The following is a 25,154-nucleotide window of genomic DNA, read 5'->3' on the forward strand; positions in this document are numbered from 1 at the left end:
GAAAACTTGCGGCCAACTGGCCACAAGTTCGCACGGACTGGGGGCGAAGACGCGGTTCGGGGTCCGGGAGCGGGTAGACCGCTTCCGGACCCCGGGGACCACGACCAAGCGTCAGACGAGGGCCTTACGGCGCGGTCTTGACGGTGATCTTCTTCGCGATGATGTCGGCCTTGGCCTTCTCCACCGCGGCGGTGACGTCCGTCATTTCCTTGTACTTCGGGTTGGAGTCGGCCAGGCCGACACCGTTCTTGTCCAGGCCGTAACGGACCTCGCCGGACTCCGGCTTGCCGTCCTTGACCGACTTGATCAGGTTGTAGACCGCGTCGGAGACGTCCTTGGTGACCGAGGTCAGGATGTGGTCCTTGTACTTCGACAGGCCGGCCTGGTTGTACTGGTCGGAGTCGACGCCGATGGCCCACTTGCCGGCGGTGGAGGCGGCCTCGATGGCGCCCGAGCCCGCGAGACCGGCGGCGGCGTAGATCACGTCGGCGCCGCCGTCGAGCTGGCCCTTGGCGGTGGCCTTGCCGAGGTCGGGCTTGGCGAAGCCCGAGAAGTCCGGCGGCTGCGTCAGGTAGGCCGACAGCACCTTGGCGTTCGGGTTGGTGTCCTTGACGCCCTGCTCGAAGCCCGCCTGGAACTTCTTGATCAGCGGAACCTCGACGCCGCCGATGAAGCCGACGGTGTTGGACTTCGACGCCTTGGCGGCGGCGACGCCGGCCAGGTAGGAGCCCTGCTCCTCGTTGAAGACCAGGTTGGCGATGTTCTTCTCGGTCACCGAGGTGTCGTCGATGATGCCGAACGTGGTGTTCGGGAACTTCGCGGCGACCTTCTTGATGGCCGGGGCGTAGGAGAAGCCGACGCCGATGACCGGGTTGTTGCCCTTGCGCGCCAGCTCGGTGAGGCGCTGGACCTTGTCGGCCTCGCTCTCGCCCTCGGTGGGCTCCGCCTCGGCGGTCTTGACCTTGAGGTCCTTCTCGGCCTTCTCCAGGCCCGCGTAGGCGGCGTCGTTGAACGACTGGTCGCCGCGGCCGCCGACGTCGTAGGCGATGGCGGCGCCGGCGCTCTTCGTCTCGGAGGACGAGGAGGACGACGACGAGGTGTCCGAGGACTTCTTTCCGCCACAGGCGGTGGCCGAGAGGGCCAGCGCCGCGGACGCGATGCCCACGGTGGCGATCCTGGTGATCCGGCGCAAGGGGAGGCTCCTTCAAAACCTGACCGAAGCGCCACGACCGGCGCTGGTTTAGCGGCGATCGTAACGCGCGTAGATGTCAGTTAAAGGCCCGTTCATGAGTCGTTATCGGATCGTCGCGAACCGGACAGTGACCGATCAGTAACTCGACAGGTGCCCAACCCTTGTGTACCAAGGGCTGGACACCCCCACCGGCCGAGAACGGATTGGGGTAAGTACTTTGCCCCCGCTTTGCCGCGCGTGCGCTAACCGACCACGCCGGCACGGCAGCCGTCGAGCAGCGCGGCGGCGGTGAAGAACTCCACGCCGACGCCGATCGCGCTCTCGTCGACGTCGAAGTCGCCGCGGTGCAGGTCCCGCTTGGCGGTGTCGCCGGGCCTGCGGACGCCGAGGCGGGCCATGGCGCCGGGGACGTGCTCCAGGTACCAGGAGAAGTCCTCGCCGCCGAGGCTCTGCTCGGTGTCCTCGATCGAACCGGCGCCGCAGCGGGCCGCCATCGCCTCCCGGAGCAGTTCGGTGACGACCGGGTCGTTGACCACCGGGGGGACCCCGCGCACGTGGTTGATCTCGAACTTCGCCCCGTGCATCGTGGCGACCTCGTCGATCGCCGCGTGGATCATGTCGGGGGCCTCGTACCAGGCGTTCAGGTCCAGACAGCGGATGGTGCCGGAAAGCTCCGCCTGCATCGGGATGACGTTGCAGGCGTGCCCCGCCTCGATCCGGCCCCAGGTGACCGACATGCCCGAGCGGGCGTCCATGCGCCGGGTCAGCAGGGCGGGGACGTCGACGGCGAGGCGGGCGGCGGCCGTCACCAGGTCGGTGGTCAGGTGCGGGCGGGCGGTGTGACCGCCGGGGCCGGAGAGGCTGACCTCCAGCCGGTCACAGGCAGAGGTGATCGCTCCGGCCCGCAGCCCGATCCGGCCCGCGTCGACGCGCGGGTCGCAGTGGACCGCGATGATCCGCCCCACGCCGTCCAGCACCCCGGACTCGATGGCCTCGCTCGCGCCGCCCGGCAGCACCTCCTCGGCGGGCTGGAACAGCAGCCGCACCGGGCGGGGCAGCAGCCCCTGGCGGTCGAGCTCGGCGAGCACCAGGCCCGCGCCGAGGACGACGGCCGTGTGCACGTCGTGCCCGCAGGCGTGGGCACGGTCCGGGACGGTGGAGCGGTACGCGACGTGCGTCTTGGCGTCCGGAATAGGCAGGGCGTCGATGTCCGCGCGCAGGGCCAGCATCGGCCGCCCCCCGTCCCGGGTCCCGACGTCACAGATCAGCCCCGTGCCGGACTTCAGCACGCGTGGGCGCAGGCCGGCTTTTTCCAGCCGGGTCTTGATCGCCGCCGTGGTGCGGAACTCCTGGTGTCCTAGCTCGGGATGCATGTGCAAGTCCCGTCGGAAGGCGATCAGTTCGGCACGCAGGTGGTCCGGAAGCTTGCCGGGCAGCTCGGGCCGGTCGGGCGTGCCGGGCAGGGCGGTCTGGGACTCGCGGGACATCAACTGGTTCACCCGTTGAAGGGTAGGCGCACGGATGGGTCAACTGGCCGGAGATCACCAAAAGTTCATGCCGTTAGGGGAAAGAAACCCGGCCTCTGGACGCATGACCGTATGCTGCGGGGGGTACACTCGCGCGCTCATCCGGCCGCGGGGGCCGCCTGGGCCGGGAGTCTGCGCACATCACGTGCCGTTTCGATGACGCCCGCGAGGAAGCTGTGCGCCCTCGGCGAGGCGGCGGCGGTGAGCCAGGCGGGGTCGATATCGCATACGGCCACCGTCACGCCAGTCCCGGTCAGCGCGAACGGCAGCGTGTGGACGACGGTGGACGGGAAACTGACGATCGTGCGGCCGACCGGGCCGCGCCGGGCGATCAGCTCCAACGGCAGGTCCGGGCGCACGATCTCCAGCCCGGTCGCCCCGCTCAGCGCGCGCAGCTTCTCCGGGGACTCGCGGCGGTGCGCGAAGTAGCGGGTCACGCCGTGCTCCAGGGTCAGGGCGCGGACCGCGTCGAGGTAGCGGGCCGGGTCGACGACCCCGGTCTCCACCAGGGAGGTGCCGACCAGGTCGGTGCCCTTGGTCAGACGCGGCGGGCCGAAGCGGGAGCGGGTCCAGGCGAAGTCGTTGACGCGCAGCCGCATCCCGGGCAGCGGGGTGACCGGCATCGAGGTGAAGACCTCCGTGACGCGCCCGCCGCGCGGGGTCAGCCGGCGCCGCGCCGTCCCCGACACCGGGGCGTACGCGAGCTCGCGCGCCCGGGACAGGGTCCCGCCGCCGGTGCGGTGCCAGCGGCGCAGCCGCTCGCCGCGCCCGAGCTGCGCGATGAACTCCATGGTGGCGGTGCCGTCGTCCACGACGACCAGTTCGGCGGTGCGGGCCGGGACCAGCAGCAGCTGCACGAGCCGCGAGAAGGGGTCTCCGACGACGATCCGCCCGGCCCGGCGCACGGCCGGGGTGAGCGCGGTCAGGGCCCCCGCTGGGCTGCCGGAGCCGCCGCGGGCCTCCTGCCAGTGCACGGCGTGGCCCTCGTCGCGGGCGATTCCGGCGACCCGGCGCAGCTGCCCTCGGGACATCGGGTCGGTGGGCGGCAGGACGACGACGCGCAGCCACCCGGCGGCCGGCCGCGGCGGGCCGTCCTGCGGGCGGCGGGCACGGCCGGGGAGGGAACCGGGCTGACGGGGGACGGCGGACAGCAGGGGGGCGGGGGCCCCGGCGGGGGCCCCGGCCTCGGACCCGGCATGCGCGGGGGCGTGGGTGAGGGCGTGGGCCCATTCGAGCACGTTGAGCAGCTGGACCGGGCTCTCGACGAGGGCCAGCGTGGGGGCGGGAGAGTTCACCTGATTTCTCCCAGGAGGCCCCGGCCTTCAAGCCGGCGAGGAATGGGCCCTTGGGGCGGAGCCGCAAAGCGGTGGAGTTCGTTGCACATTTGCTCTGACCTGCGCTCTCTTCCGTTGTCAGTGACGGGCGTTAGGTTGTGGAGCATGACGGCGGCAGGATCGGGAGCTGATGGTGGCGGGCATGCCCGGTACGCCTTCCGCCTTCGTGTGTCGGTCCGGCACAGCTCGACAGGATGCTGACCGGGGCCCGCCGGTCGATGGGCTGACTGCGCGAGGGATCTTCGGTTCCGCAGCAGCAGATCATCCGGGACTTCGCCAAGTCCCGCGCCAAGGCCCTCAAAGACGTCAAGGCGAAGCTGCCCGTCAAACAGCGGGCCGGGATGCCCCGCATCAAGCGCAAGCGCGAGGCGCTGCCGTCGCTGAACCACACCACCCGCGGGTTCCGGGTGCGAGGCGGTCGCCTGCACCTGGCCGGCGGGATCGCCTTGTCGGTGGTGTGGTCGCGTGATCTTCCGTCCGCACCCGGTCCGGTGCGGATCTACCGAGACGGCCTCGGGCATTGGTACGCCTCGTTCGTCGTTGCCGCCGAGGCTTTCCCGCTGCCCGCCACGGGACGGATGATCGGCGTTGACTGGGGCATCAAGCAGACCGCGACCACCACCTCCGACGATCACGACCTCCCGCACGCCGGGCACGGCAAGGCATCCGCCGTGAAGCTGGCCCGCTACCCGCGGATGATGGCCCGCCGGAAGACGCCGAAGAACCGGCCCGACACCAACGGATACAGGAAGGCCCGCAAGGCTGCGGCGAAGGTGTCGAAGAAGTTCACCCGGCAGCGGCAGGACACCGGCCGCAAGTGGGCCAAAGCCGTCGTCAGGGACTTCGACCACCTCGCCGTGGAGGACTTCCGGCCGCGGTTCCTCGCGAAGACGACCATGGCCCGCAAAGCGGCCGACGCCGCGATCGGCCCCACCAAGACCGCTCTGGTCGAGATGGCCCGCGAGCACGGCCGGACCGTGCACCTGGTCCACCCCGCGCACACCACCATGGACTGCGCACAGTGCGGAGCGAGAGCCAAGCACGCACTCCCCCTCTCCGGGAGAACGTATACGTGCACCGCGTGCGGAACGGTGTCCCCCAGGGACAAGGACTCCGCCCGCGTGATGCTCGTCCGGGCCGGTCTCAACCCGGCTGGTGCTGAACTTGTAAGACCCGCCACCTGCTGGGTGCCAGGCAAAGTGAGCCAGGAATCCCCTCCCTTCACGGAGCGGAGGTTTCAACACGCACTCCGCTCTTGGAGGAGAGGTGGGGCCGGGTCAGACCGCTGCCGGGGCCTGGCCCTGGACGCGGCGGAGCTTCTTCATGGGGCCGAGCTCGGACGCGTAGACCTTCTTGACACCGTCGCCGAGGGCGGTCTCGATGGTGCGGATGTCGCGCACGAGGCGGGCGAGGCCGCCGGGTTCGACGGAGGCGGCCTGGTCGGAGCCCCACATGGCGCGGTCGAGGGTGATGTGCCGCTCGACGAAGGTGGCGCCGAGGGCGACGGCGGCGAGCGTGGTCTGCAGGCCGGTCTCGTGGCCGGAGTAGCCGATCGGAACGTTCGGGTACTCCTCCTGGAGGGTGTTGATGACGCGCAGGTTGAGCTCCTCCGCCCTGGCCGGGTACGTCGAAGTGGCGTGGCAGAGAAGGATGTTGTCGCTGCCGAGCACCTCGACGGCGTGCCGGATCTGCTTGGGGGTGGACATGCCCGTGGACAGGACGACGGTGCGGCCGGTGGCGCGCAGGGCGCGCAGGAGTTCGTCGTCGGTGAGGGAGGCGGAGGCCACCTTGTGGGCGGGCAGGTCGAACTTCTCCAGGAAGGCGACGGCCTCGGTGTCCCAGGGGGAGGCGAACCAGGCGATGCCGCGGCGGGCGCAGTGCTCGTCGATGGCCAGGTAGTCGGCCTCGCCGAACTCCACGCGGTGGCGGTAGTCGATGTAGGTCATCCGGCCCCAGGGGGTGTCGCGTTCGACGTCCCACTGGTCGCGCGGGGTGCAGATCTCCGGGGTGCGCTTCTGGAACTTGACGGCGTCGCAGCCCGCGTCGGCGGCGGCGTCGATGAGGGCGAAGGCGGTGCCGAGGTCGCCGTTGTGGTTGATGCCGATCTCGCCGACGACGTAGACCGGGTGGCCGGGGCCCGCGATGCGCGAACCAAAGGCGCGCTGACGGGTGTTGGGGGTGGCGACGGTCATGGCAGGGGGTGTCCTTCGATCGGTGGGGGCGGGGTCCGGTGCGTGGGGGGCGTCGAGGAGGGGCGCCAGGAGGCGGGCGCGGGCGAGGTCGTGCGGGTCGTCGACCTCCAGGACCCTCGCCGGGTCGGCCGGCACGGGCAGGGTCCGGCCGAAGAAGCGGTGCCGGGCGGTGCGGAAGCCGGCCGCGTCCATGGCGTAGGCGGCGCCGGTCTCCAGCAGTTCGGCGGGGCGGTCCTGTCGGCGGGGCCGGTACGCCGCCTCGTGGTTGACCCCGGCTCCGAGGCCGTCGGGTCCCGTACGCCACAGGAAGCCGTGGAAGGGGGCGGCGGTCAGGGCGGTGTCGGCGGCGCCCGAGGCCACGGCCGCGGCCACCGACTCGACGTCCGAAGGGGTCAGGAAGGGGCTGGTGCACTGGACCAGCAGGAGCACGTCCACGGTGAGGGAGTGCAGTTCCTCGAAGGAGTCCAGGGCGTGCAGCAGGGCCGCCTCGCTGCTCGCGGTGTCCCCGGAGAGGGCCGCGGGCCGGGTGACCACCGCGGCTCCCGCGGCGCGGGCGGCCGCCGCGACGGCCGGGGAGTCGGTGGAGACCACCACGTCCGTGACGGTGGGCGCGGCCCGGCAGGCCCGCACGGCGCGGGCGACGAGCGGGATCCCGCCGACGGGTGCGGTGTTCTTGCCGGGCACCCCCTTGGACCCGCCGCGGGCCGGGATCACCGCGAGGACCCTCACAGCTCGCCCAGCCGTCGGATCACCGGGGCCACCCGCTGGACGCCGTGCCGGTAGGCGCCCCGGGCGGCCTCGCGCAGGTGGGCCCGGAGCCAGCGGCGCGCCCCGGAGGACTCCCCCGCCGCGCGGGCGCCCGCCCCGGCGAGCGGGGTCCCGTCGGGGGCGAGCCGGTGGCGGGCCAGGATCCCGGGGAGGTAGCCGGAGGCGGTGGCGAGCGTGTAGTACGGGGCCACGGGCGGCAGCCGGTCCGCGGCGAGCAGCTCCGCGACCCGGGCCCGCGCGGCGGCGTAGGGGTCGGCGACGGGGTCGGCGACGGGCGGGCCGGAGGCGGCACCCGGAGGGGTGGCGGCGGAATCCGGCGGGCCCGCGGGGACCGGCGGCCCGGAGGCGACCGGCGGCCCGGAGGCGACCGGCGCAACCGAAACACCCGGCGCGACCGGCGCGACCCCGTGGGCGGCGAGCCAGCCCGGGGCGCCGGCCGGCAGCAGGCCCCCGTCGAGCTGGTCCCACGACGCCAGGCAGCCGGAGCCCAGGAAGTGGTGGTTGCCGAGCGCCTCGCGGATGCCGAGGTCGGTCAGGACGGCGGTCGGGATGCCCCGGTGCAGGGACTCCAGGGCGGCGGTGGAGGACACGGTGACCAGCAGGTCGGTGCCGTCCAGCACCTCGCCCATGTTCCCGTACGCCAGACGGCAGTTGGGCGGCAGCCCGCCCGGAAGGCGCTCGGCCAGGCGCTGGTAGGGGTGTTCCTCCAGGTGCGTGGTGTGCTCCCCCGGCCGGCTGCGCAGTTTGACGAGCACCTCCCGCCCCGGGTGCAGCCGGGCGTGCCGGGCGGCGCGCTCCAGGAGGTAGGCGCGGTCGGCGCGGCCCTCCGGGACGGAGGGCTGCACCGCGAAGACGACCCGGTGGGCGCGGTCGCCCGCGCTCTCGTACGCCGCACCCTCCAGGAAGGGCAGGGCGGTCTCGACGACGGCCGCCGGATCGGCGCCCACGCCCTCGTACACGGCACGGAAGCGGGCAGCGTCGTGGCGGGAGTTGGCGAGGACCAGGTCGGCGCCGTGCCGCAGCAGGAGCCCGTCGGCGAGCTTCTCGTAGACGACGCCGACGTAGCCGGTGACGAGGACGGGGCGGGCGGCCGGGTCGGGCCACAGGGCGCGCACCCCGTGCAGGACGGCCTGGACTGCGCCGCCGACGAGGGCGAGGACGACCACGTCGTAGGGCCGGCGGCCGAGTTCGGCGAGGAACTCGGCGCAGGTCACCTCCACCGGACCGCCGCCCGTCTCCCCGACGCCCGCCTCGCCGAGCTGGCGCGCGGTGGGGGTGGCCCGGCCGCGTAGTACGTACCCGGTGGGTGCGGGGGCGCCGGGGGCGAGGCGGCGGGCGGTGAGGGCGCCCCATTTCCAGCGCGTGTCGGAATCCGCGAGTACGGCGACGCGTTGACCGGACCGGCTGCTGCTGAGTGGCACTGGCACCCGGCAGAAGCTATTCCGCATTTCCGGTGATCGGCCCAACGAGCGCACAACGGCGGGTTAACAACCCGTCGACGAAATGCGAAAGCGCCCTGGTTAACGCGCCCGCCCCGCGTCGTTCACATGGAATCCGCATCCGGGCCATGGTGAATGCCGGGCCGCATCCTAATGTCTCGCGGGTGCCCAAGCTCTCTGTTGTCGTGCCGTTCTACAACGTGCAGACGTACGCACCGGACGTCCTGAAGGGACTCGCACTCAACGCGCGTGAGGATTTCGAGTTCCTGCTGGTCGACGACCGCTCCACGGACGGGACGCCCGAGCTCCTGGAGCGCGCGGCGGCGGGCGGCCTGCCCGGGGCGGTGCACCTCAGACGGGACCGCAACGGCGGGCTGGCGGCGGCCCGCAACACCGGACTGGACGCGGCGCGCGGCGAGTACATCGCCTTCCTGGACGGCGACGACTGGCCGGCGCCGGGCCACCTGGCCCGTACGCTGGCCGCCATCGAGGCCCTGGACTGCGATTTCGTCCGTACCGACCATGTGCAGGTGACGGGCCGGGCGCGGATCGTGCAGCGGGTGCCGTACGGGCCGCAGGGGGTGGTGGGCGATCCGCGCGCGGGGATCCTGCCGACCGGGCGGGCCACGGCGGTGGACTACCCGTACGCCTGGGCGGGGATGTACCACCGGCGGCTGCTGGACCAGGGCCTGCTGCACTTCACGGACGGGCTGCGGACGGCGGAGGACCGGCCGTGGATCTGGCGGCTGCACCGTACGGCGCGGTCCTTCGCGGCGATCGGCGAGGCCGGGATCTTCTACCGGCGCGGCATTTCCACCTCGCTCACCCAGATCGGGGACGAGCGTCAGCTCGATTTCATTCGAGCATTTGATCAAGTACTCGCGGACACCGCCACGGACCGGGAATCCGAACTCCTGCTCCCCAAGGCCGTCCGAACGTATTGCGCGATTATCGCGCACCATATCGGCACCATCGAAAGGTTCGAACCGGCCGTGGCGAAAAGACTCCGTGTGATGAGCGCGGAGGCGCTCGGGCGCATGCCGCGGCCCCTGTTGGAACGGGCGCTCGGCTCGATGGACGCCGACCGCTCCGCGCTGCTGCGCAGACTGCGGCGCCGCACGCCGGCCCCCGCGGTTCCCGGGGCCGCCGCGTGAACGGCGACCACCGCGTGGACGGCGACCGCTGCGTGGACGGCGACCACCGCGTGGACGGCGACCGCGTCACCCAGGTCTTCCTCGCCTCCACCCTCTACGGGACGGCCACCCTCGCCGCCGCCCTCGACGCGGGCACCTTCCCGGCGGCCGCCCGCCGGATCCTGCTGACCAGCAACCACTCCCTCACCCCCGAGGTCACCCCCGGCATCGACGCCATGCCGGGCTTCGAGACGCTGCGGACCCGCTTCGACGAGGTGCGCGACTGGAACGCCGTCCTCGCCCCGCAGCACCCGAGCACCTGGGCCCCGCGCCCGGACGACGTCCCGCTGTGGGAGCGGCAGCTGCGCGCCCTGTGGGGGCTCGGCGGGGACCGGGTCGAGCTGGTGGTGGAGTCCCTCCAGGTGCCGCCCGCGCAGAGCCTGTGCCGGCTGTTCCCGGGCGCGGCGATCGACGTGTACGCCGACGGGCTGATGTCCTACGGCCCCACCCGCTTCCGCCTCGACCCGCAGATCGGCATGCGGGTCCGGCGCGTGCTCCACCTGGACCTGGTCCCCGGCCTGGAGCCGCTGCTGCTGACGGAGTTCGGGGTGCCCTCGGAGACGGTCCCGGCGCCCGCCTTCCTCAAGGTCCTGGCGGAGCTGGCCGGGCTGCCCGACGACAGCGGCTACGAGCCCGGCGAGCCCTGCGCCCTCCTCCTGGGCCAGTACCTCTCCGCCCTGGACCTGATGTCCCCGGCGCAGGAGGAGGAGCTGCACGTCGCGATGGTGCGCGGGGCCTGGGAGCGGGGCCACCGGGAACTGGTCTTCAAACCGCACCCCTCCGCCCCGGCGGCCTACTCCCGGCGGGCGGAGGCGGAGGCCGAACGCCTCGGGGCGCGGCTGACGGTGCTGGACGCGCCCGTGCTGGCGGAGACCCTGTACGAGCGGCTGCGCCCCGCGCTGGTGGCGGGCTGCTTCTCGACGGGGCTGCTCACGGCGCGGGCCCTGTACGGGATCCCGGTCGCGCGCACCGGGACCGGTGCGCTGCTGGCCCGCCTGGCCCCGTACCAGAACAGCAACCGGATCCCCCTGACGCTGGTGGACGCGCTGGTCCCGGACCTTGCGGCGGCGCCGGGCGACGGGCCGGGCACCCCGGAGGACCTGCCCGGTCTGGTCACCGCCGTCGGCTTCGCCATGCAGCCCCGGATCCTCGCCGACCGGCGGGAGCGGGCCGAGGCCCATCTGGCCCGGCACCTGAGCGAGGGGACCCGGCACTACTTCAACCGCCGCCGGCTCACCACGCTGGGCCTGCCGGGCGGGATCCCCGCGCAGCTGTCCTTCCTGCCCCGCAGCCCCGCCGTGCGCCGGGTCGTGCACCGGCTGCGGCGGGGTCTGCGCCGGGTCAGCTGACGGCGAGCTTCGCGGCGAAGCCCAGGAAGATCACGCCGGCCGCCGAGGTGGCCCCGGCCGCGAGCCGCTTGCGGCGGCGGAAGGCGGCGGAGAGGCGGGTGCCGGTGAATATCAGGGTGGACAGGTACAGGAAGCTGACCAGCTGGGAGACGGTCCCCAGCAGCAGGAAGGACAGCGCGGGGTAGGGGTACTCCGGGTCCACGAACTGCACGAAGAAGGACAGCAGGAAGAGGATCGCCTTCGGGTTGAGCAGGCTCACCACCAGCGCCCGCCTGAACGGCCGCTCGGCGGCACCGGCGGTCTCCTCCCCGGCCGGGGCCTCCTCGTCGCGCGAGCGGCGGCCGCGCCACATGGCCAGGGCGCCGCGCAGCATGCCCACGGCCAGCCACCCGAGGTACCCGGCGCCGAGCACCTTGACGGCGGTGAACAGCACCGGGCTGGTCTGGAGCAGCGCGCCCGCGCCGACCGCGGCCAGCACCATCAGCACGGTGTCGCCGGTGAACACCCCGGAGGCGGCCTTGTAGCCCTCCTTCACCCCGCGCCGCGAGGCGACGGAGAGCACGTAGAGGGAGTTCGGCCCCGGCAGCAGCACGATCAGCACGACGGCGGCGAGATACGTAGGAAGATCTGTCACACCCAGCATGTGCAGGAGTGTCCCATGGGTACGCGCCTGTCACGCCAGTGAATTCCGTCCCATTCCTCAGCTCGGCTCGTACGCCCCCCAGACCTCCCGCAGCACCCCGCACACCTCCCCCACCGTGGCCCGCGCCCGCAGCGCCTCCTTCATCGGGGGGAGCACGTTCTCCCCGGTCCCGGCCGCCGCCCGCCGCAGCGCGGCCAACGCCCGGTCCACCGCAGCTCCGTCGCGCCCGGCCCGCAGCCGCGCGAGCGCCGCGCACTGGCGGGCCTCGATCGCCGGGTCCACCCGCAGCGGCTCGTAGGGCTCCTCCCGGTCGAGGGCGAACCGGTTGACCCCGACGACCACCCGGTCCCCGGCCTCCTGCTCCCGCACGATCCGGTACGCGTTGGCCTCGATCTCCCCCTTCTGGAAGCCGGCCTCGATCGCCGCGACCGCCCCGCCCAGCTCCTCGACCCTGCGCATCAGGGCGAGCGCGGCCGCCTCCACCTCGTCCGTCATCCGCTCGACCGCGTACGAACCGGCGAAGGGGTCGGCGGTGTGCGGGACGTCGGTCTCGTACGCGAGCACCTGCTGGGTGCGCAGCGCGAGGCGGGCCGACTTCTCCGTGGGCAGGGCGATGGCCTCGTCGAAGGAGTTGGTGTGCAGCGACTGCGTGCCCCCCAGTACGGCGGCCAGCGCCTGCACGGCCACCCGTACGAGGTTCAGCTCCGGCTGCTGCGCCGTCAGCTGGACCCCGGCGGTCTGGGTGTGGAAGCGCAGCATCAGCGACTTGGGATCGCGCGCCCCGAACTCCTCGCGCATCAGCCGGGCCCAGATCCGCCGGGCCGCCCGGAACTTCGCGACCTCCTCCAGCAGGGTGGTGCGGGCGACGAAGAAGAACGACAGCCGGGGCGCGAACGCGTCGACCTCCATGCCGGCCGCCAGCGCGGCGCGGACGTACGCGACGGCGTCGGCGAGGGTGAAGGCGATCTCCTGTACGGGCGAGGCCCCGGCCTCGGCCATGTGGTAGCCGGAGACGGAGATGGTGTTCCACTTCGGGATCTCGGCGCGGCAGTAGCGGAAGGTGTCGGCGGTCAGCCGCAGGGAGGGGCCGGGCGGGAAGATGTACGTCCCGCGCGCGATGTACTCCTTCAGGATGTCGTTCTGTACGGTGCCCGTCAGCAGTGCGGGATCGATGCCCCGCTCCTCGGCGACGAGCTGGTACATGAGCAGCAGCAGGGCGGCCGGGGCGTTGATGGTCATCGAGGTGGAGACCCGGTCGAGGGGGATCCCCTCGAAGAGCGTGCGCATGTCCTCGACCGAGTCGACGGCCACCCCGACCTTGCCGACCTCCCCGCGGGCGAGCGGGGCGTCGGAGTCGTGCCCCATCTGGGTGGGCAGGTCGAAGGCCACGGACAGCCCGGTCCCGCCGCCCTCGATGAGCTGCCGGTAGCGGGCGTTGGACTCGGCGGCCGTGCCGAACCCGGCGTACTGGCGCATCGTCCAGGGGCGCCCGGTGTACATGGTGGGGTGGATCCCCCGGGTGTACGGGTACGCCCCGGGCTCCCCCAGGCTCACCGCCGGGTCCCAGCCCGTCAGGTCCTCGGGCCCGTAGACCGGTTCGATCGGTACGCCGCTCTCGCTGCGTGGTGCGGGACGGACCATGACGCGATTCCTCCGTGTCCGTGCTGCCGGCCGGCCGGGGGCTGGTACAACCGTGCCCGCGGCGGCCGCTGGTCACAATGGGGCAACAACGGGTGAACGTCCGCAACTGTCCACGCCCACGAAGCATCACCTAGATACACGACGTCGAAAACGGGGGACCGCGATGCACCACCGGAGAGTCATGATCCGTACGCTCGGCCTGGCCGCGGCCGTCGCGCTGGCAGCGACCGGCTGCGGCCCCCAGAAGTCCGACGCCGGGCCGGCGTCGCCGTCCTCGCCGGTGGCGGGGAGTTCACCCGCGGTCTCCCCCTCCACGCCGGACGACGGCAAGGCGGGTGCGTCCTCGCCCGCGGCGTCGCCGTCGCAGTCGCAGTCGCCCTCCCCGTCGGCCTCCGCGCCGTCCTCCTCCCCCGGCGTGAAGCCGATCATGGCGAACGGGGACGAGAGCGAGCAGATCCGCGACCTCCAGGCCCGGCTGCGCCAGCTCAAGCTGGTCTCGACGGCCCCCACCGGGTTCTACGGCTCCAAGACGACCGCCGCGGTCAAGACCTTCCAGTCCCAGCACGGGCTCGCCGCCACCGGTTCGGTGGACGAGGCCACCTGGCAGAAGGTCCAGGGCCTCACCAAGAAGCCGACGGAGGACGAGCTGCGCCCGCCGACCACCAACGAGGTCGACGCCCCGGACGCGCGCTGCATGCACGGCCGGGTCATGTGCATCAGCAAGGAGAGCCGGACCCTCGCCTGGATGATCGACGGCAAGGTGGTCTCCACCATGGACGTGCGCTTCGGTTCGGAGAACACCCCGACCCGCGAGGGCGAGTTCCAGGTGGGGTGGAAGGCCAAGGAGTGGACGTCGACGATCTACCACACGTCGATGCCGTACTCGATGTTCTTCAGCGAGGGCCAGGCGGTGCACTACTCGTCGGACTTCGCGGCCCGCGGCTACGCCGGTGCCTCGCACGGCTGCGTGAACGTCCGGGACAAGGCCAAGCTGTCGGCGCTGTTCGACCAGGTGAAGGTGGGCGACAAGGTCGTCGTCTACTGGTGAACCCGGTAGCGGATTGAGGGCGCGGGCAGGGCCGGGGGAACGTGCCCCGCCCGCGCCGGTTGCGCAGAGCCCAGGGGTACGGGGGGAACCCCGGCTCATGCGCGGCCGATGACCAGTCGGCTCAATATGTACTGCGCCGGGGGTGCGAAAAGTGTTACTGCCCTGTGTGCGGGGCGGTGCCCCAACGTTTCGGCAGCCGGAGCGGCCCCCCGTTCCGGGCCGGAAACTACGGCGATTTTCGGCCAAGCGGTAGCACGAGGCCGCGGCCGAACGGGTGGGGAACCGACGGGTCCGCCGGGATCAGCGGGTGCGGGTCAGCCGGTACGGGTCAGCAGGCGCGGATCAGCGGGTGCTGATCAGCGGGTCCGGAAGCCCAGCGCGCCGCCGGCTTTCGGGGTCTGCGTCGGGAGCAGGGCGCTGCCCGGGTCGACGGCGCCGCTCTGCGGCAGGCCGTCGCGGGCCCCGTCCAGCAGGGCCTCGCAGAAGCGCGCGATCTTCGCCGGGGCGCCGGCGAGCCTGGAGAGGCGCTCGCGGCGGTCGTCGTCCATCCGGCCCGAGCGGTAGGCCTGGCACAGGTCGGCCGGCTTGACCTGGGTGTCCGGCTCTCGGTCCTTGCCGAGGGTCTGCCGGTCGGTGACCTTGTCGCGACCGCCGTCCGTACCGGTCCCCGGGCCGGATCCCGCACCCGTGCCCGCGGTGCCGGGCGGCAGCGACAGACTGCCCGAGGGGGCGCCGGGGATCGTACGGGTCTCCGTACCGGGCATCCGGGAGGCGCCCGGGCCGGCGGACGGCACGCCCTCGCCGCTGCGCAGCGGGGTGGGGCGCGGCTGGGGGACGAGGTGGGGGCCGGTGGTGTCCGCGGCGGGCGCCGGATCGGGATCGGCGCTGATGGAGACGGCGGGTGCGGGGCCCGCGGTGTGATGCGTCACACGGTCCAGCAGGCCGCCGGCCGCGGCGGCGGCGATCCCGCCGACGGCGACGCCGGCCAGCGCGGCGGCCAGCCCGAAGCGCACGGGGGCTCCGCCGCGCCGCTGCGCGGGGATCCGTACGCGGGGTACCGGGGCCAGGTCGACCAGCGGTTCGCAGTCGTCCGCCGCGCCCCGCGCGCCGGGCCGGACGGCCTCGGGCGCCGCTGCGCGCGCGGCCAGGAAGGCGGCCACGGCGGCGGCCTCGCCGGGCAGCTCGCCCGCACCGGGGCGGGAGGGGGTCAGGGCGTCGAGGGCGGCGCGCAGCCGGGCGGCCTCGGCCCTGGCGCGCGGGTCGGCGCCGGAGGCGACGGGGCCGGTCCCCGGGCACAGCAGCTCGTCCGCCGCGGCCTTGTCCAGCCACGCGTTGTGCTCGTCGGCCATCACATGTCCTTCTGCGTCCGCCAACGTGAATGCGTCACACCGGTTGGTTCCGCCAGGCCCGCACTCCGCGCGCGCTGCGCGGGCACGGCGTCGAGGTCGCCCTCCCGGGCCTGGTCACCGGCATTATGGCCGACCCGCCGGACGGGATCCGCGCCGCGTTCCGCTTCCCCGTCCACGGGGCCCGCGGACCCGAACTCGGCGGTCAGCAGTTCGGCGAGCTTCTTGAGCCCCCGGTGCGCGGCCGTACGGACGGCGCCGGGCCGCTTGCCGAGGGTCTCGGCCGCGCTCTTCGCGTCCAGGCCGACGACCACGCGCAGGACGACGGCCTCCGCCTGGTCCTGCGGGAGCTGCGCGATCAGGGCCATGGTGCGGCCGGTGGACAGGGCCTCCATCGCCTCGCCGGCCGTGTCGCAGTCGGCGGCGCGTCCGCTGAGCTCGGTCTCGTCGCCGCCGATGGCGGGGCGCCGGCCGCGCATGCGGATGTGGTCGAGGGCCCGGTTGCGGGCGATGCGGGCGGCCCAGCCGCGGAAGCGGTCGGCGTCACCGGTGAAGGAGTCGAGGTCGCGGGCGATCTGCAGCCAGGCCTCGGAGGTCACGTCCTCGGCGTCGCCGTCACCGACGAGCGTGCGCACGTATCCGAGCAGGCGTGGGTGCACGGCGCGGTACACAGTCCGGAACGCGCTTTCGTCGCCGTCCTGTGCCGCGAGCACCGCGGCGGTCAGCTCCGCGTCGTCCCCCAGCAAAGTCCCCAACCCGTTCGACGTCCTGTACGTGTGGCGCAAATCCGCACGTTACGGCTTTCACGCACCTCTCGTCCACGAGTTGTACAACCAGCAACCAACCCTGCGCGGAGCGGGGTGTGACACAAAACGCACTCCGGGCGCTGACAGGGGTACGGGCTTGTCGCACGAGTCCGTGACGGATGGCGACCGGGGCCTCTCCTGTGGGGGGTGGCGGCCTCGGTCGCCCTCCCCTGCCTCCGGCCTGTTCACACCCCTGCCGGTGTCATCCTTTCGGCTCACTTACGGGTGAAATCCCCCTATCGGCGGGACACTCCCCCTCAGAGATCGCTAGCGTGGCGGCACACCCACGCCACGCCCCGAGGAGAACTCCGCTGTCCAGCCACCTTCCGGCACAGGTCCGCGGCCCGGTCTCCGCCCCCGGCACCGGGCTGACGCACTTCAACTCGCTGCCCCCCGGCACCGCCCGGACGGCCCTGACCCACTGCTGCGGCAGCCCGCGGTGGGCGCAGCGGGTGGCCGCCCACCGCCCGTACCCGGACACCGCGTCGCTGCTGGCGGCGGCCGACGAGGCCTCGTACGACATGTCCCAGGGCGACCTGACGGAGGCACTGGCGCGGGAGTCCTCGGCCGAGCTGGGCCACGGGGCCCCGTACGCGGCGCTCCTCGCGCTCGACGCGGCGCGGGCGCAGTACGAGCGGACCTTCGGCCACGCCTTCGTGATCTGCCTGGACGGGCACCCGCCGGAGGAGCGGGTGGACCAGCTGCTGGCCGCGATCCGCCGCAGGCTCGCCCACGAGGTGGACGAGGAACGCTCCATCGCGGCGGACGAGCTGCGGATGGTCGCCCAGTCCCGGCTGACCCGGCTGCTGGCCCGGCTGGCGGGCCCTGCCGGGCAGGACCCCGACGATGGGCTGTCCGAGGCTGATTTCGGGCTATTCGCCCCTGTGGGATAGCCCGTCCGTGCCTGTTTGATCACACCGATGGACCCGGCGCAAGGGAACCGACAAAGCGTCGCTACGATGTCCGGGGCCGGTGGACCGTACCCGGCCGGGCCCGACCGACAAAGAAGCCGGCTGGCCCCCGCCCCGCTTCCGGAGGGTTTTCCGTGCCGGCTGGAACGTTGTACCGCGGCCGGGAAGGAATGTGGTCCTGGGTGGCTCATCGAGTCACCGGCGTCCTCATTTTCTTCTTCCTGTTCGTACACGTCCTCGACACCGCTCTCGTCCGCGTCTCCCCTGAGGCGTACGACGATGTCGTGGCTACCTACAAGACTCCGATCGTCGCAGTGCTGGAGTACGGCCTCGTCGCCGCAATCCTGTTCCACGCGCTCAACGGTCTCCGTGTCATCGCTGTGGACTTCTGGTCCAAGGGACCGCGCTACCAGAAGCAGATGCTCTGGTCCGTCGTCACCGTCTGGATCATCCTGATGATCGGGGCCATCTACCCCGTCCTCGGCCACGCCTACCGCGTTCTGTTCGGGGAGTGACACGCATGTCTTCTGACACTTCTTCCGCCCGGGCGATCGGTGACGTCGAGGGCGTCTCCCTCTACGACGTCGAGAACCCGGCGCCGTACATCGAGGCCCCGCGCAAGCGGACCGGCAAGACGCCCCGTTCGACCCGCGGCAACTTCGAGATGGCCGCGTGGCTCTTCATGCGCCTCTCGGGCATCGTCCTGGTCGTCCTGGTCATCGGCCACCTGCTCATCCAGCTGGTGCTGGACGGCGGCGTCTCCAAGGTCGGCTTCGCCTTCGTCGCCGGCCGCTGGGCATCCCCGTTCTGGCAGGTCTGGGACCTGCTGATGCTGTGGCTGGCCATGCTGCACGGCGCCAACGGTCTGCGTACCGTCATCAACGACTACGCGGAGCGCGCCAACACGCGGCTGTGGCTGAAGGGCCTGCTCTACACCGCCACGGTGTTCACCATCCTTCTGGGCACGCTGGTGATCTTCACCTTCGACCCGAACATCCGCTAGGCAACGGGGCTGAGGCGAATCCCATGAAGATCCACAAGTACGACACCGTCATCGTCGGCGCCGGTGGCGCGGGCATGCGCGCCGCCATCGAGGCGACGAAGCGCAGCCGCACCGCCGTGCTGACGAAGCTGTACCCCACCCGCTCCCACACGGGCGCCGCGCAGGGCGGCATGGCCGCCGCGCTGGCCAACGTGGAGGACGACAACTGGGAGTGGCACACCTTCGACACGGTCAAGGGCGGTGACTACCTGGTCGACCAGGACGCCGCCGAGATCCTGGCGAAGGAGGCCATCGACGCGGTCCTCGACCTCGAGAAGATGGGCCTGCCGTTCAACCGCACCCCGGACGGCACCATCGACCAGCGCCGCTTCGGCGGCCACTCCCGCAACCACGGTGAGGCGCCGGTCCGCCGGTCCTGCTACGCCGCGGACCGCACGGGCCACATGATCCTCCAGACGCTGTACCAGAACTGCGTCAAGGAGGGCGTGGAGTTCTTCAACGAGTTCTACGTCCTGGACCAGCTGCTGGTCGAGGTCGACGGCGTGCAGAAGTCCGCCGGTGTGGTCGCCTACGAGCTGGCCACCGGCGAGATCCACATCTTCCAGGCGAAGGCCGTCATCTACGCCTCCGGCGGCACCGGCAAGTTCTTCAAGGTGACCTCCAACGCGCACACCCTCACGGGTGACGGCCAGGCGGCCTGCTACCGCCGCGGCCTGCCGCTGGAGGACATGGAGTTCTTCCAGTTCCACCCGACGGGCATCTGGCGCATGGGCATCCTGCTGACGGAGGGCGCCCGCGGTGAGGGCGGCATCCTCCGCAACAAGGACGGCGAGCGCTTCATGGAGAAGTACGCGCCGGTCATGAAGGACCTCGCGTCCCGTGACGTCGTCTCGCGCTCCATCTACACGGAGATCCGCGAGGGCCGCGGCTGCGGTCCCGCCGGCGACCACGTGTACCTGGACCTGACGCACCTCCCGCCGGAGCAGCTGGACGCGAAGCTCCCGGACATCACGGAGTTCGCGCGCACCTACCTGGGCATCGAGCCGTACACGGACCCGATCCCGATCCAGCCCACCGCGCACTACGCCATGGGCGGCATCCCGACCAACGTCGAGGGTGAGGTCCTGGCGGACAACACCACCGTCGTCCCCGGCCTGTACGCGGCCGGCGAGGTCGCGTGCGTGTCGGTGCACGGCGCCAACCGCCTGGGCACCAACTCGCTGCTGGACATCAACGTCTTCGGCAAGCGGTCCGGCATCGCGGCGGCGAAGTACTCGGCCGAGAACGACTACGTCGAGCTGCCGGAGAACCCGGCGCAGCAGGTCGCCGACCTGGTCGAGCACCTGCGCAACTCCACGGGCAAGGAGCGGGTCGCCGACCTGCGCCTGGAGCTCCAGGAGACGATGGACGCGTGCGTGATGGTGTTCCGTACGGAGCAGACCATCAAGACCGCGGTCGAGAAGATCGCGGAGCTGCGCGAGCGCTACAAGAACGTGTCCGTCCAGGACAAGGGCAAGCGCTTCAACACGGACCTGCTGGAGGCCATCGAGCTGGGCAACCTGCTCGACCTGGCCGAGGTCATGGCCGTGTCCGCCCTGGCGCGCAAGGAGTCCCGCGGCGGTCACTACCGCGAGGACTACCCGAACCGCGACGACGTCAACTTCATGCGCCACACCATGGCGTACCGCGAGGTCGGCGCCGACGGCAAGGACTCCGTCCGTCTTGACTACAAGCCCGTCGTCGTCACCCGCTACCAGCCGATGGAGCGTAAGTACTGATGGCCACCCCCACCCTGGACAAGATGGAGGCGGCGGCCGCCGCCTCGCCGTTCATCACGGTCACGTTCCGGATCCGCCGGTTCAACCCGGAGGTCTCGGACGAGTCGACCTGGCAGGACTTCCAGGTCGAGATCGACCCGAAGGAGCGCGTGCTCGACGGTCTCCACAAGATCAAGTGGGACCTCGACGGCACGCTGACCTTCCGCCGCTCCTGCGCGCACGGCATCTGCGGCTCCGACGCGATGCGGATCAACGGCAAGAACAGGCTCGCCTGCAAGACGCTGATCAAGGACATCAACCCGGAGAAGCCGATCACCGTCGAGGCCATCAAGGGCCTCACGGTGATGAAGGACCTCGTGGTCGACATGGAGCCCTTCTTCCAGGCGTACCGCGACGTCATGCCGTTCCTGGTCACCAAGGGCAACGAGCCGACGCGTGAGCGCCTGCAGTCCGCCGAGGACCGCGAGCGCTTCGACGACACCACCAAGTGCATCCTGTGCGCCGCGTGCACGTCCTCGTGCCCGGTGTTCTGGAACGACGGCCAGTACTTCGGCCCGGCGGCGATCGTCAACGCCCACCGCTTCATCTTCGACTCGCGCGACGAGGCCGGCGAGCAGCGGCTGGAGATCCTGAACGACAAGGACGGCGTGTGGCGCTGCCGCACGACCTTCAACTGCACCGACGCGTGCCCGCGTGGCATCGAGGTCACGAAGGCCATCCAGGAAGTCAAGCGCGCACTCATCACGCGCCGCTTCTGACCTTCCCGGTCGCAGCCCGACGTACGAGGCCCCGCTCCCCGGCACATGTGCCGGGGAGCGGGGCCTCGTCGCGTCCGCTCACTCCCTGGGGTGAAGGGGCGGGCAGAAGAACCTTTCATCGGACGAGCACCCCCACGGACGGCGGTATGGCCACCGCCGTCGCTTGAACCGGAGCGCCGTCCGCACCCACACTGAGAGAAGGAGGTGCTTTCCATGTCCGCTCTCGCCCACGAGGAGCCGTGCGACCCAGGTCTGGACGCCACCCGTGTCCCCCTCGTCGCCGAGGTCGTCTCCCCCGGTAAGGAGGCACACCGCCGCGACCACATCCGCAAGCACCGCTGGTACGCCCGGGCCGGGATCCCCGTCTACGTCGTCATCGACGACTTCGACGACCAGGGCACGGTGACCGTGTTCAGCGGACCGGACCCGGAGAGGGCCGTGTACGCCACGAAGACCACCGTCCCGTACGGGACCCCTGTCGTCGTCCCCGACGGGCCGGCCAAGGGACTGGAGATCACCGAGACCCTGACGCGCCCCTAGTCACGGACCCAGGGGCCGCTCAGGGGCGGTTCAGGGAGGGGCCCGATGGTCCGGCGATCTTCTCCCGTACAGAGTTGCGGACATGACGAACCCCGCGGACTCCCGCTCCCTCAAGGCCCGTTGGACCGGACTCGCCGCCGCCGGTGCGGCTCTCGTGGCGGTCTGCGCCACCGCTCTGCCGGCCTCCGCCGCCACCACCGGAACGCAGCCGTCCCCGGTGAGCTCCACCCTGTACGGACCGGCGCCGGTCGATCGTCAGGCCCTGGCGGGGCTGATGGCGCCGGACGACGTGGCGAACGGGACCATGGTCCGGATCACCGGGCCGGGCGTGCACCTGACCGAGACGACCGGGCAGCTCTCGCGGGACCCGGCCGCGAACTTCCGCATCGGCAGCATCACGAAGCTGTTCACCTCCACGGTGGTCCTCCAGCTCGTGGGCGAAGGCCGGTTCGCGATGGACACCCCGGTCCAGGAGATCCTCCCCGGAACCCTCCCCGCCGGGTGGGCGCCGATCACCGTGCGCCAGCTGCTGAGCCACACCAGCGGCCTCGGAAAGCCGTGCGTGGCCCCCGCGAACCCCGGCTCGCCCACCCCGGCCGCCGTGGTCGCGGCCCTCACCGACCCGAAGTGCCCCGCCGCCCAGTCCCCCGTCACCGTCCAGCAGTACAACGGCCTGAACTACTTCCTGCTCGGCCTGGTCGTCGAGAAGACCACAGGCCACCCGTACGCCGAAGAGGTGCACCGCCGCATCGCCCGACCGCTCGGGCTGCGCCACACCTACCTTCCCCGGGCCGGCGACACCTCGATCCCCGCGCCCTCGCTGGCCGCGCCCGTCGCCGACGACCCCTGGGCCTGGGCCGAGGGCGGCATGATCTCGAACGCCCCGGACCTGGAGCGCTTCCTGCGGGCCCTGCTGGGTGGCCGGCTGCTGGCCCCCGCACAGCAGGCGGAGTTGTTCCGGATGCCGGCCCTCTCGGCGACCGCGGACGTTCCGTTCAGCATGGGCGGCCTGGCGCGGGGCGAACTGGATGACGGCACGCCCGTCTGGGGCAAGACCGGCTCCAAGGTCCCCAACGTCAACGGCCTGTTCGGCACCCAGGACGGCAAGCGCGTCCTGGTCTACTCGTACACGGCGGTCGGCGACGACGCGGGCAAGCAGCGCAAGCGGGCCGAGGACCTCGTCGAAGCCGCGTTCTGATCGGTGGCGCGGGCCACCCGCCCCCCCCTGGAGCGCCCGGCGGAGATCACGGTGTTGCCGCCGGGCTTCCGGCCCGGTCAGGCGCCGACGTAGGTCGCGAGGTGTTCGGCCGTGAGGGTGGAGCGGGCGGACACGAGGTCGGCGGGGGTGCCCTCGAAGACGACCGTGCCGCCGTCGTGGCCGGCGCCGGGGCCGAGGTCGATGATCCAGTCGGCGTGCGCCATGACCGCCTGGTGGTGCTCCACGACGATGACCGACTTGCCGGAGTCGACCAGCCGGTCGAGCAGGCCGAGCAGTTGCTCGACGTCGGCGAGGTGCAGGCCGGCGGTCGGCTCGTCGAGGACGTAGACCCCGCCCTTCTCCCCCATGTGCGTGGCCAGCTTCAGCCGCTGCCGCTCGCCGCCGGACAGCGTGGTGAGCGGCTGGCCGAGGCTGAGGTAGCCGAGGCCGACGTCGGCGAGCCGGGTGAGGATGCGGTGCGCCGCCGGGGTACGGGCCTCGCCGTCGCCGAAGAACTCCTCGGCCTCGGTGACCGACATCGCCAGCACCTCGCTGATGTCGCGCCCCCCGAAGCGGTGTTCCAGCACCGAGGCGTGGAACCGCTTGCCGTCGCACTCCTCGCAGGGGGCCGCGACGCCGGCCATCATCGCCAGGTCGGTGTAGACGACCCCGGCGCCGTTGCAGGTGGGGCAGGCGCCCTCGGAGTTGGCGCTGAACAGCGCCGGCTTCACGCCGTTGGCCTTGGCGAAGGCCTTGCGGATCGGGTCGAGGAGCCCCGTGTACGTCGCCGGGTTGCTGCGGCGGGAGCCGCGGATCGCGCCCTGGTCGATCGAGACCACCCCCTGGCCGGCGGCCGCGGAACCGGCGGTCAGCGACCCGTGCACGAGCGAGCTCTTGCCGGAGCCGGCGACCCCGGTGACGACGGTGAGCACCCCGAGGGGCACGTCGACGTCGACGTCCCGCAGGTTGTTCGTGCTCGCGCCGCGGATCTCCAGCGCCCCGGTGGGCGTGCGGACCTCCGCCTTGACCTTGGCCCGGTCGTCGAAGTGGCGGCCGGTGACGGTACCCGCGGCCCGCAGCCCCTCGACGGTGCCCTCGAAGCAGACGGTGCCGCCGCCCGAGCCCGCGCCCGGGCCGAGGTCGACGACGTGGTCGGCGATCGCGATGACCTCCGGCTTGTGCTCCACGACGAGGACGGTGTTGCCCTTGTCCCGCAGGCGCAGCAGCAGGCCGTTCATCCGCTGGATGTCGTGGGGGTGCAGGCCCGTGGTGGGCTCGTCGAAGACATAGGTGGTGTCGGTGAGCGAGGAGCCGAGGTGGCGGATCATCTTGACGCGCTGCGCCTCGCCGCCCGAGAGCGTGCCCGCGGGCCGGGCGAGCGAGAGGTAGCCCAGCCCGATCTCCACGAACGAGTCGAGGGTCTGGCGCAGTGTGGTCAGGAGCGGGGCCACCGAGGGTCCGTCGACGGCGCCGACCCATGCGGCGAGGTCGCTGATCTGCATCGCGCAGGCGTCGGCGATGGAGATTCCCCCGATCTTCGAGGACCGGGCGCCCTCGCTGAGCCGGGTGCCGTCGCACTCGGGACAGACGGTGAAGGCGACCGCCCGCTCCACGAAGGCCCGGATGTGCGGCTGGAGGGCGTCGACGTCCTTCGCCAGCATCGACTTGCGGAGCTTGGGGATGAGGCCCTCGTAGGTCAGGTTGATCCCGTCGACCTTGATCTTGGTCGGCTCCTTGTGGAGCAGGTCCTGCAGCTCCCGCTTGGTGTACTCGCGGATCGGCTTGTCCGGGTCGAAGAAGCCGCAGCCCGCGAAGATGCGGCCGTACCAGCCGTCCATGCTGTAGCCGGGGATGGTGAGCGCGCCCTCGTTCAGGGACTTGGTGTCGTCGTAGAGCGCGGTGAGGTCGATGTCGCTGACGGAGCCGCGGCCCTCGCAGCGCGGGCACATGCCGCCGGTGATGCTGAAGCTGCGGCGCTCCTTGACGGTCCGTCCCGCGCGCTCCACGGTGACCGCGCCCGCGCCGCTGATCGAGGCGACGTTGAAGGAGAAGGCCTTGGGCGAGCCGATGTGCGGCTGTCCGAGGCGGCTGAAGAGGATGCGGAGCATGGCGTTGGCGTCGGTGGCGGTGCCGACCGTGGAGCGGGGGTCGGCGCCCATCCGCTGCTGGTCGACGATGATCGCGGTCGTCAGCCCGTCGAGGACGTCGACCTCGGGACGGGCCAGGGTGGGCATGAAGCCCTGGACGAAGGCGCTGTAGGTCTCGTTGATCAGCCGCTGCGACTCGGCGGCGATGGTGCCGAAGACCAGGGAGCTCTTGCCGGAGCCGGAGACACCGGTGAACACCGTCAGGCGGCGCTTGGGGAGCTCGACGCTGACGTCCTTGAGGTTGTTCACGCGTGCGCCGTGCACCCGGATCAGATCGTGACTGTCCGCCGCGTGCGGCGCCGGCGCCGGCGTGCCCGTCCTCGTGGCCCTGCTCATCGTGTG

At 72.0% G+C, this 25,154-nt stretch carries 20 protein-coding genes and 2 pseudogenes; 11 read left to right on the top strand and 11 right to left on the bottom strand.

What is annotated here, in order from left to right:
- Positions 1-124: 124 nt before the first annotated feature.
- The 3 genes from OG295_RS12890 to OG295_RS12900 form a co-directional block, all read right to left on the bottom strand.
- Complete coding sequence (locus tag OG295_RS12890) at positions 125-1,192, bottom strand: BMP family protein (RefSeq protein WP_371677019.1); 1,068 nt, start codon at positions 1,190-1,192, stop codon at positions 125-127.
- A gap of 242 nt (positions 1,193-1,434) precedes the next feature.
- The gene (locus OG295_RS12895) at positions 1,435-2,679 is read right to left on the bottom strand and encodes an amidohydrolase (RefSeq protein WP_371681177.1); all 1,245 of its coding nucleotides are present in this window, start codon (positions 2,677-2,679) and stop codon (positions 1,435-1,437) included.
- Between the two features lie 137 nt (positions 2,680-2,816).
- Positions 2,817-4,013: a hypothetical protein gene (locus OG295_RS12900; protein WP_371677020.1), complete on the bottom strand. Its 1,197-nt coding sequence runs from the start codon at positions 4,011-4,013 to the stop codon at positions 2,817-2,819.
- Between the two features lie 302 nt (positions 4,014-4,315).
- Here OG295_RS12900 and OG295_RS12905 point away from each other — a divergent pair.
- Positions 4,316-5,122 (top strand): annotated as a pseudogene (locus tag OG295_RS12905) (RNA-guided endonuclease InsQ/TnpB family protein); the annotation flags it as partial.
- A 207-nt stretch (positions 5,123-5,329) separates the two neighbouring features.
- Here OG295_RS12905 and OG295_RS12910 read toward each other — a convergent pair.
- The 3 genes and pseudogenes from OG295_RS12910 to OG295_RS12920 form a co-directional block, all read right to left on the bottom strand.
- On the bottom strand, positions 5,330-6,244 hold the full coding sequence (locus tag OG295_RS12910) for an N-acetylneuraminate synthase family protein (RefSeq protein WP_371681178.1): 915 nt from the start codon (positions 6,242-6,244) through the stop codon (positions 5,330-5,332).
- A gap of 360 nt (positions 6,245-6,604) precedes the next feature.
- A pseudogene (locus OG295_RS12915) lies at positions 6,605-6,973 on the bottom strand (cytidylyltransferase domain-containing protein); the annotation flags it as partial.
- Positions 6,970-8,460, bottom strand: coding sequence for a DUF6716 putative glycosyltransferase (locus OG295_RS12920; protein WP_371677021.1), 1,491 nt, complete (start codon positions 8,458-8,460; stop codon positions 6,970-6,972). The pseudogene OG295_RS12915 and the gene OG295_RS12920, both read right to left, overlap by 4 nt.
- A 155-nt stretch (positions 8,461-8,615) precedes the next feature.
- Between OG295_RS12920 and OG295_RS12925 the strand changes: the two genes are divergently transcribed.
- Positions 8,616-9,605, top strand: a complete 990-nt coding sequence (locus OG295_RS12925; protein ID WP_371677022.1) for a glycosyltransferase family 2 protein — start codon at positions 8,616-8,618, stop codon at positions 9,603-9,605.
- 50 nt (positions 9,606-9,655) lie between these two features.
- Entirely contained in the window at positions 9,656-10,993 is a 1,338-nt protein-coding gene (locus OG295_RS12930; RefSeq protein ID WP_371681179.1) for a polysialyltransferase family glycosyltransferase, read from the top strand.
- Here the strand turns inward: OG295_RS12930 and leuE are convergent.
- Both leuE and OG295_RS12940 read right to left on the bottom strand, forming a co-directional pair.
- Positions 10,986-11,636 (bottom strand): leucine efflux protein LeuE, encoded by a 651-nt coding sequence (gene leuE, locus OG295_RS12935; RefSeq protein WP_371677023.1) that lies wholly within the window; start codon positions 11,634-11,636, stop codon positions 10,986-10,988. The two genes, OG295_RS12930 and leuE, sit on opposite strands and share 8 nt — an antisense overlap.
- Positions 11,637-11,693: 57 nt before the next feature.
- Complete coding sequence (locus OG295_RS12940; protein ID WP_371677024.1) at positions 11,694-13,277, bottom strand: methylmalonyl-CoA mutase; 1,584 nt, start codon at positions 13,275-13,277, stop codon at positions 11,694-11,696.
- A 181-nt stretch (positions 13,278-13,458) separates the two neighbouring features.
- Here OG295_RS12940 and OG295_RS12945 point away from each other — a divergent pair, with 181 nt between their 5' ends.
- Complete coding sequence (locus tag OG295_RS12945) at positions 13,459-14,325, top strand: peptidoglycan-binding protein (protein ID WP_371677025.1); 867 nt, start codon at positions 13,459-13,461, stop codon at positions 14,323-14,325.
- Positions 14,326-14,681: 356 nt separating this feature from the next.
- On the opposite strand, the gene OG295_RS12950 is transcribed toward OG295_RS12945, so the two are convergent.
- A complete protein-coding gene (locus OG295_RS12950) occupies positions 14,682-15,674 on the bottom strand; it encodes a hypothetical protein (protein WP_371677026.1) in 993 nt (330 codons plus the stop codon).
- On the bottom strand, positions 15,674-16,417 hold the full coding sequence (locus tag OG295_RS12955; RefSeq protein ID WP_371681180.1) for an RNA polymerase sigma factor: 744 nt from the start codon (positions 16,415-16,417) through the stop codon (positions 15,674-15,676). Before OG295_RS12955 ends, OG295_RS12950 begins: the two co-directional genes overlap by 1 nt.
- Before the next feature lie 332 nt (positions 16,418-16,749).
- Here OG295_RS12955 and OG295_RS12960 point away from each other — a divergent pair, with 332 nt between their 5' ends.
- From OG295_RS12960 to OG295_RS12990, 7 genes are all read left to right on the top strand, one after another.
- Positions 16,750-17,370, top strand: coding sequence for a 2-oxo-4-hydroxy-4-carboxy-5-ureidoimidazoline decarboxylase (locus OG295_RS12960; RefSeq protein WP_371677027.1), 621 nt, complete (start codon positions 16,750-16,752; stop codon positions 17,368-17,370).
- A gap of 152 nt (positions 17,371-17,522) precedes the next feature.
- Entirely contained in the window at positions 17,523-17,903 is a 381-nt protein-coding gene (sdhC, locus tag OG295_RS12965) for a succinate dehydrogenase, cytochrome b556 subunit (protein WP_371677028.1), read from the top strand.
- 5 nt (positions 17,904-17,908) lie between these two features.
- Complete coding sequence (locus OG295_RS12970) at positions 17,909-18,391, top strand: succinate dehydrogenase hydrophobic membrane anchor subunit (protein WP_266841297.1); 483 nt, start codon at positions 17,909-17,911, stop codon at positions 18,389-18,391.
- Positions 18,392-18,414: 23 nt separating this feature from the next.
- Positions 18,415-20,169: a succinate dehydrogenase flavoprotein subunit gene (sdhA, locus tag OG295_RS12975; RefSeq protein WP_371677029.1), complete on the top strand. Its 1,755-nt coding sequence runs from the start codon at positions 18,415-18,417 to the stop codon at positions 20,167-20,169.
- Positions 20,169-20,927: a succinate dehydrogenase iron-sulfur subunit gene (locus tag OG295_RS12980; RefSeq protein WP_356215010.1), complete on the top strand. Its 759-nt coding sequence runs from the start codon at positions 20,169-20,171 to the stop codon at positions 20,925-20,927. Before sdhA ends, OG295_RS12980 begins: the two co-directional genes overlap by 1 nt.
- A 213-nt stretch (positions 20,928-21,140) precedes the next feature.
- Entirely contained in the window at positions 21,141-21,467 is a 327-nt protein-coding gene (locus OG295_RS12985; RefSeq protein WP_371677030.1) for a Uma2 family endonuclease, read from the top strand.
- Positions 21,468-21,549: 82 nt separating this feature from the next.
- The gene (locus OG295_RS12990) at positions 21,550-22,665 is read left to right on the top strand and encodes a serine hydrolase domain-containing protein (protein ID WP_371677031.1); all 1,116 of its coding nucleotides are present in this window, start codon (positions 21,550-21,552) and stop codon (positions 22,663-22,665) included.
- 77 nt (positions 22,666-22,742) lie between these two features.
- Here OG295_RS12990 and OG295_RS12995 read toward each other — a convergent pair whose 3' ends face one another.
- Positions 22,743-25,148 (bottom strand): ATP-binding cassette domain-containing protein, encoded by a 2,406-nt coding sequence (locus tag OG295_RS12995; RefSeq protein ID WP_371677032.1) that lies wholly within the window; start codon positions 25,146-25,148, stop codon positions 22,743-22,745.
- Positions 25,149-25,154 lie beyond the last annotated feature (6 nt).

The sequence above is a fragment of the Streptomyces sp. NBC_01276 genome, assembly GCF_041435355.1.
Taxonomy (GTDB): Bacteria; Actinomycetota; Actinomycetes; order Streptomycetales; family Streptomycetaceae; genus Streptomyces.

Coding starts and splice junctions, on each gene's coding strand:
- OG295_RS12895 (WP_371681177.1), bottom strand. CDS start 2,679: ATGTCCCGCGAGTCCCAGACCGCCCTGCCCGGCACGCCCGACCGGCCC.
- OG295_RS12910 (WP_371681178.1), bottom strand. CDS start 6,244: ATGACCGTCGCCACCCCCAACACCCGTCAGCGCGCCTTTGGTTCGCGC.
- OG295_RS12920 (WP_371677021.1), bottom strand. CDS start 8,460: ATGCGGAATAGCTTCTGCCGGGTGCCAGTGCCACTCAGCAGCAGCCGG.
- leuE (WP_371677023.1), bottom strand. CDS start 11,636: ATGCTGGGTGTGACAGATCTTCCTACGTATCTCGCCGCCGTCGTGCTG.
- OG295_RS12940 (WP_371677024.1), bottom strand. CDS start 13,277: ATGGTCCGTCCCGCACCACGCAGCGAGAGCGGCGTACCGATCGAACCG.
- OG295_RS12945 (WP_371677025.1), top strand. CDS start 13,459: ATGATCCGTACGCTCGGCCTGGCCGCGGCCGTCGCGCTGGCAGCGACC.
- OG295_RS12950 (WP_371677026.1), bottom strand. CDS start 15,674: ATGGCCGACGAGCACAACGCGTGGCTGGACAAGGCCGCGGCGGACGAG.
- OG295_RS12970 (WP_266841297.1), top strand. CDS start 17,909: ATGTCTTCTGACACTTCTTCCGCCCGGGCGATCGGTGACGTCGAGGGC.
- sdhA (WP_371677029.1), top strand. CDS start 18,415: ATGAAGATCCACAAGTACGACACCGTCATCGTCGGCGCCGGTGGCGCG.
- OG295_RS12980 (WP_356215010.1), top strand. CDS start 20,169: ATGGCCACCCCCACCCTGGACAAGATGGAGGCGGCGGCCGCCGCCTCG.
- OG295_RS12985 (WP_371677030.1), top strand. CDS start 21,141: ATGTCCGCTCTCGCCCACGAGGAGCCGTGCGACCCAGGTCTGGACGCC.
- OG295_RS12990 (WP_371677031.1), top strand. CDS start 21,550: ATGACGAACCCCGCGGACTCCCGCTCCCTCAAGGCCCGTTGGACCGGA.
- OG295_RS12995 (WP_371677032.1), bottom strand. CDS start 25,148: ATGAGCAGGGCCACGAGGACGGGCACGCCGGCGCCGGCGCCGCACGCG.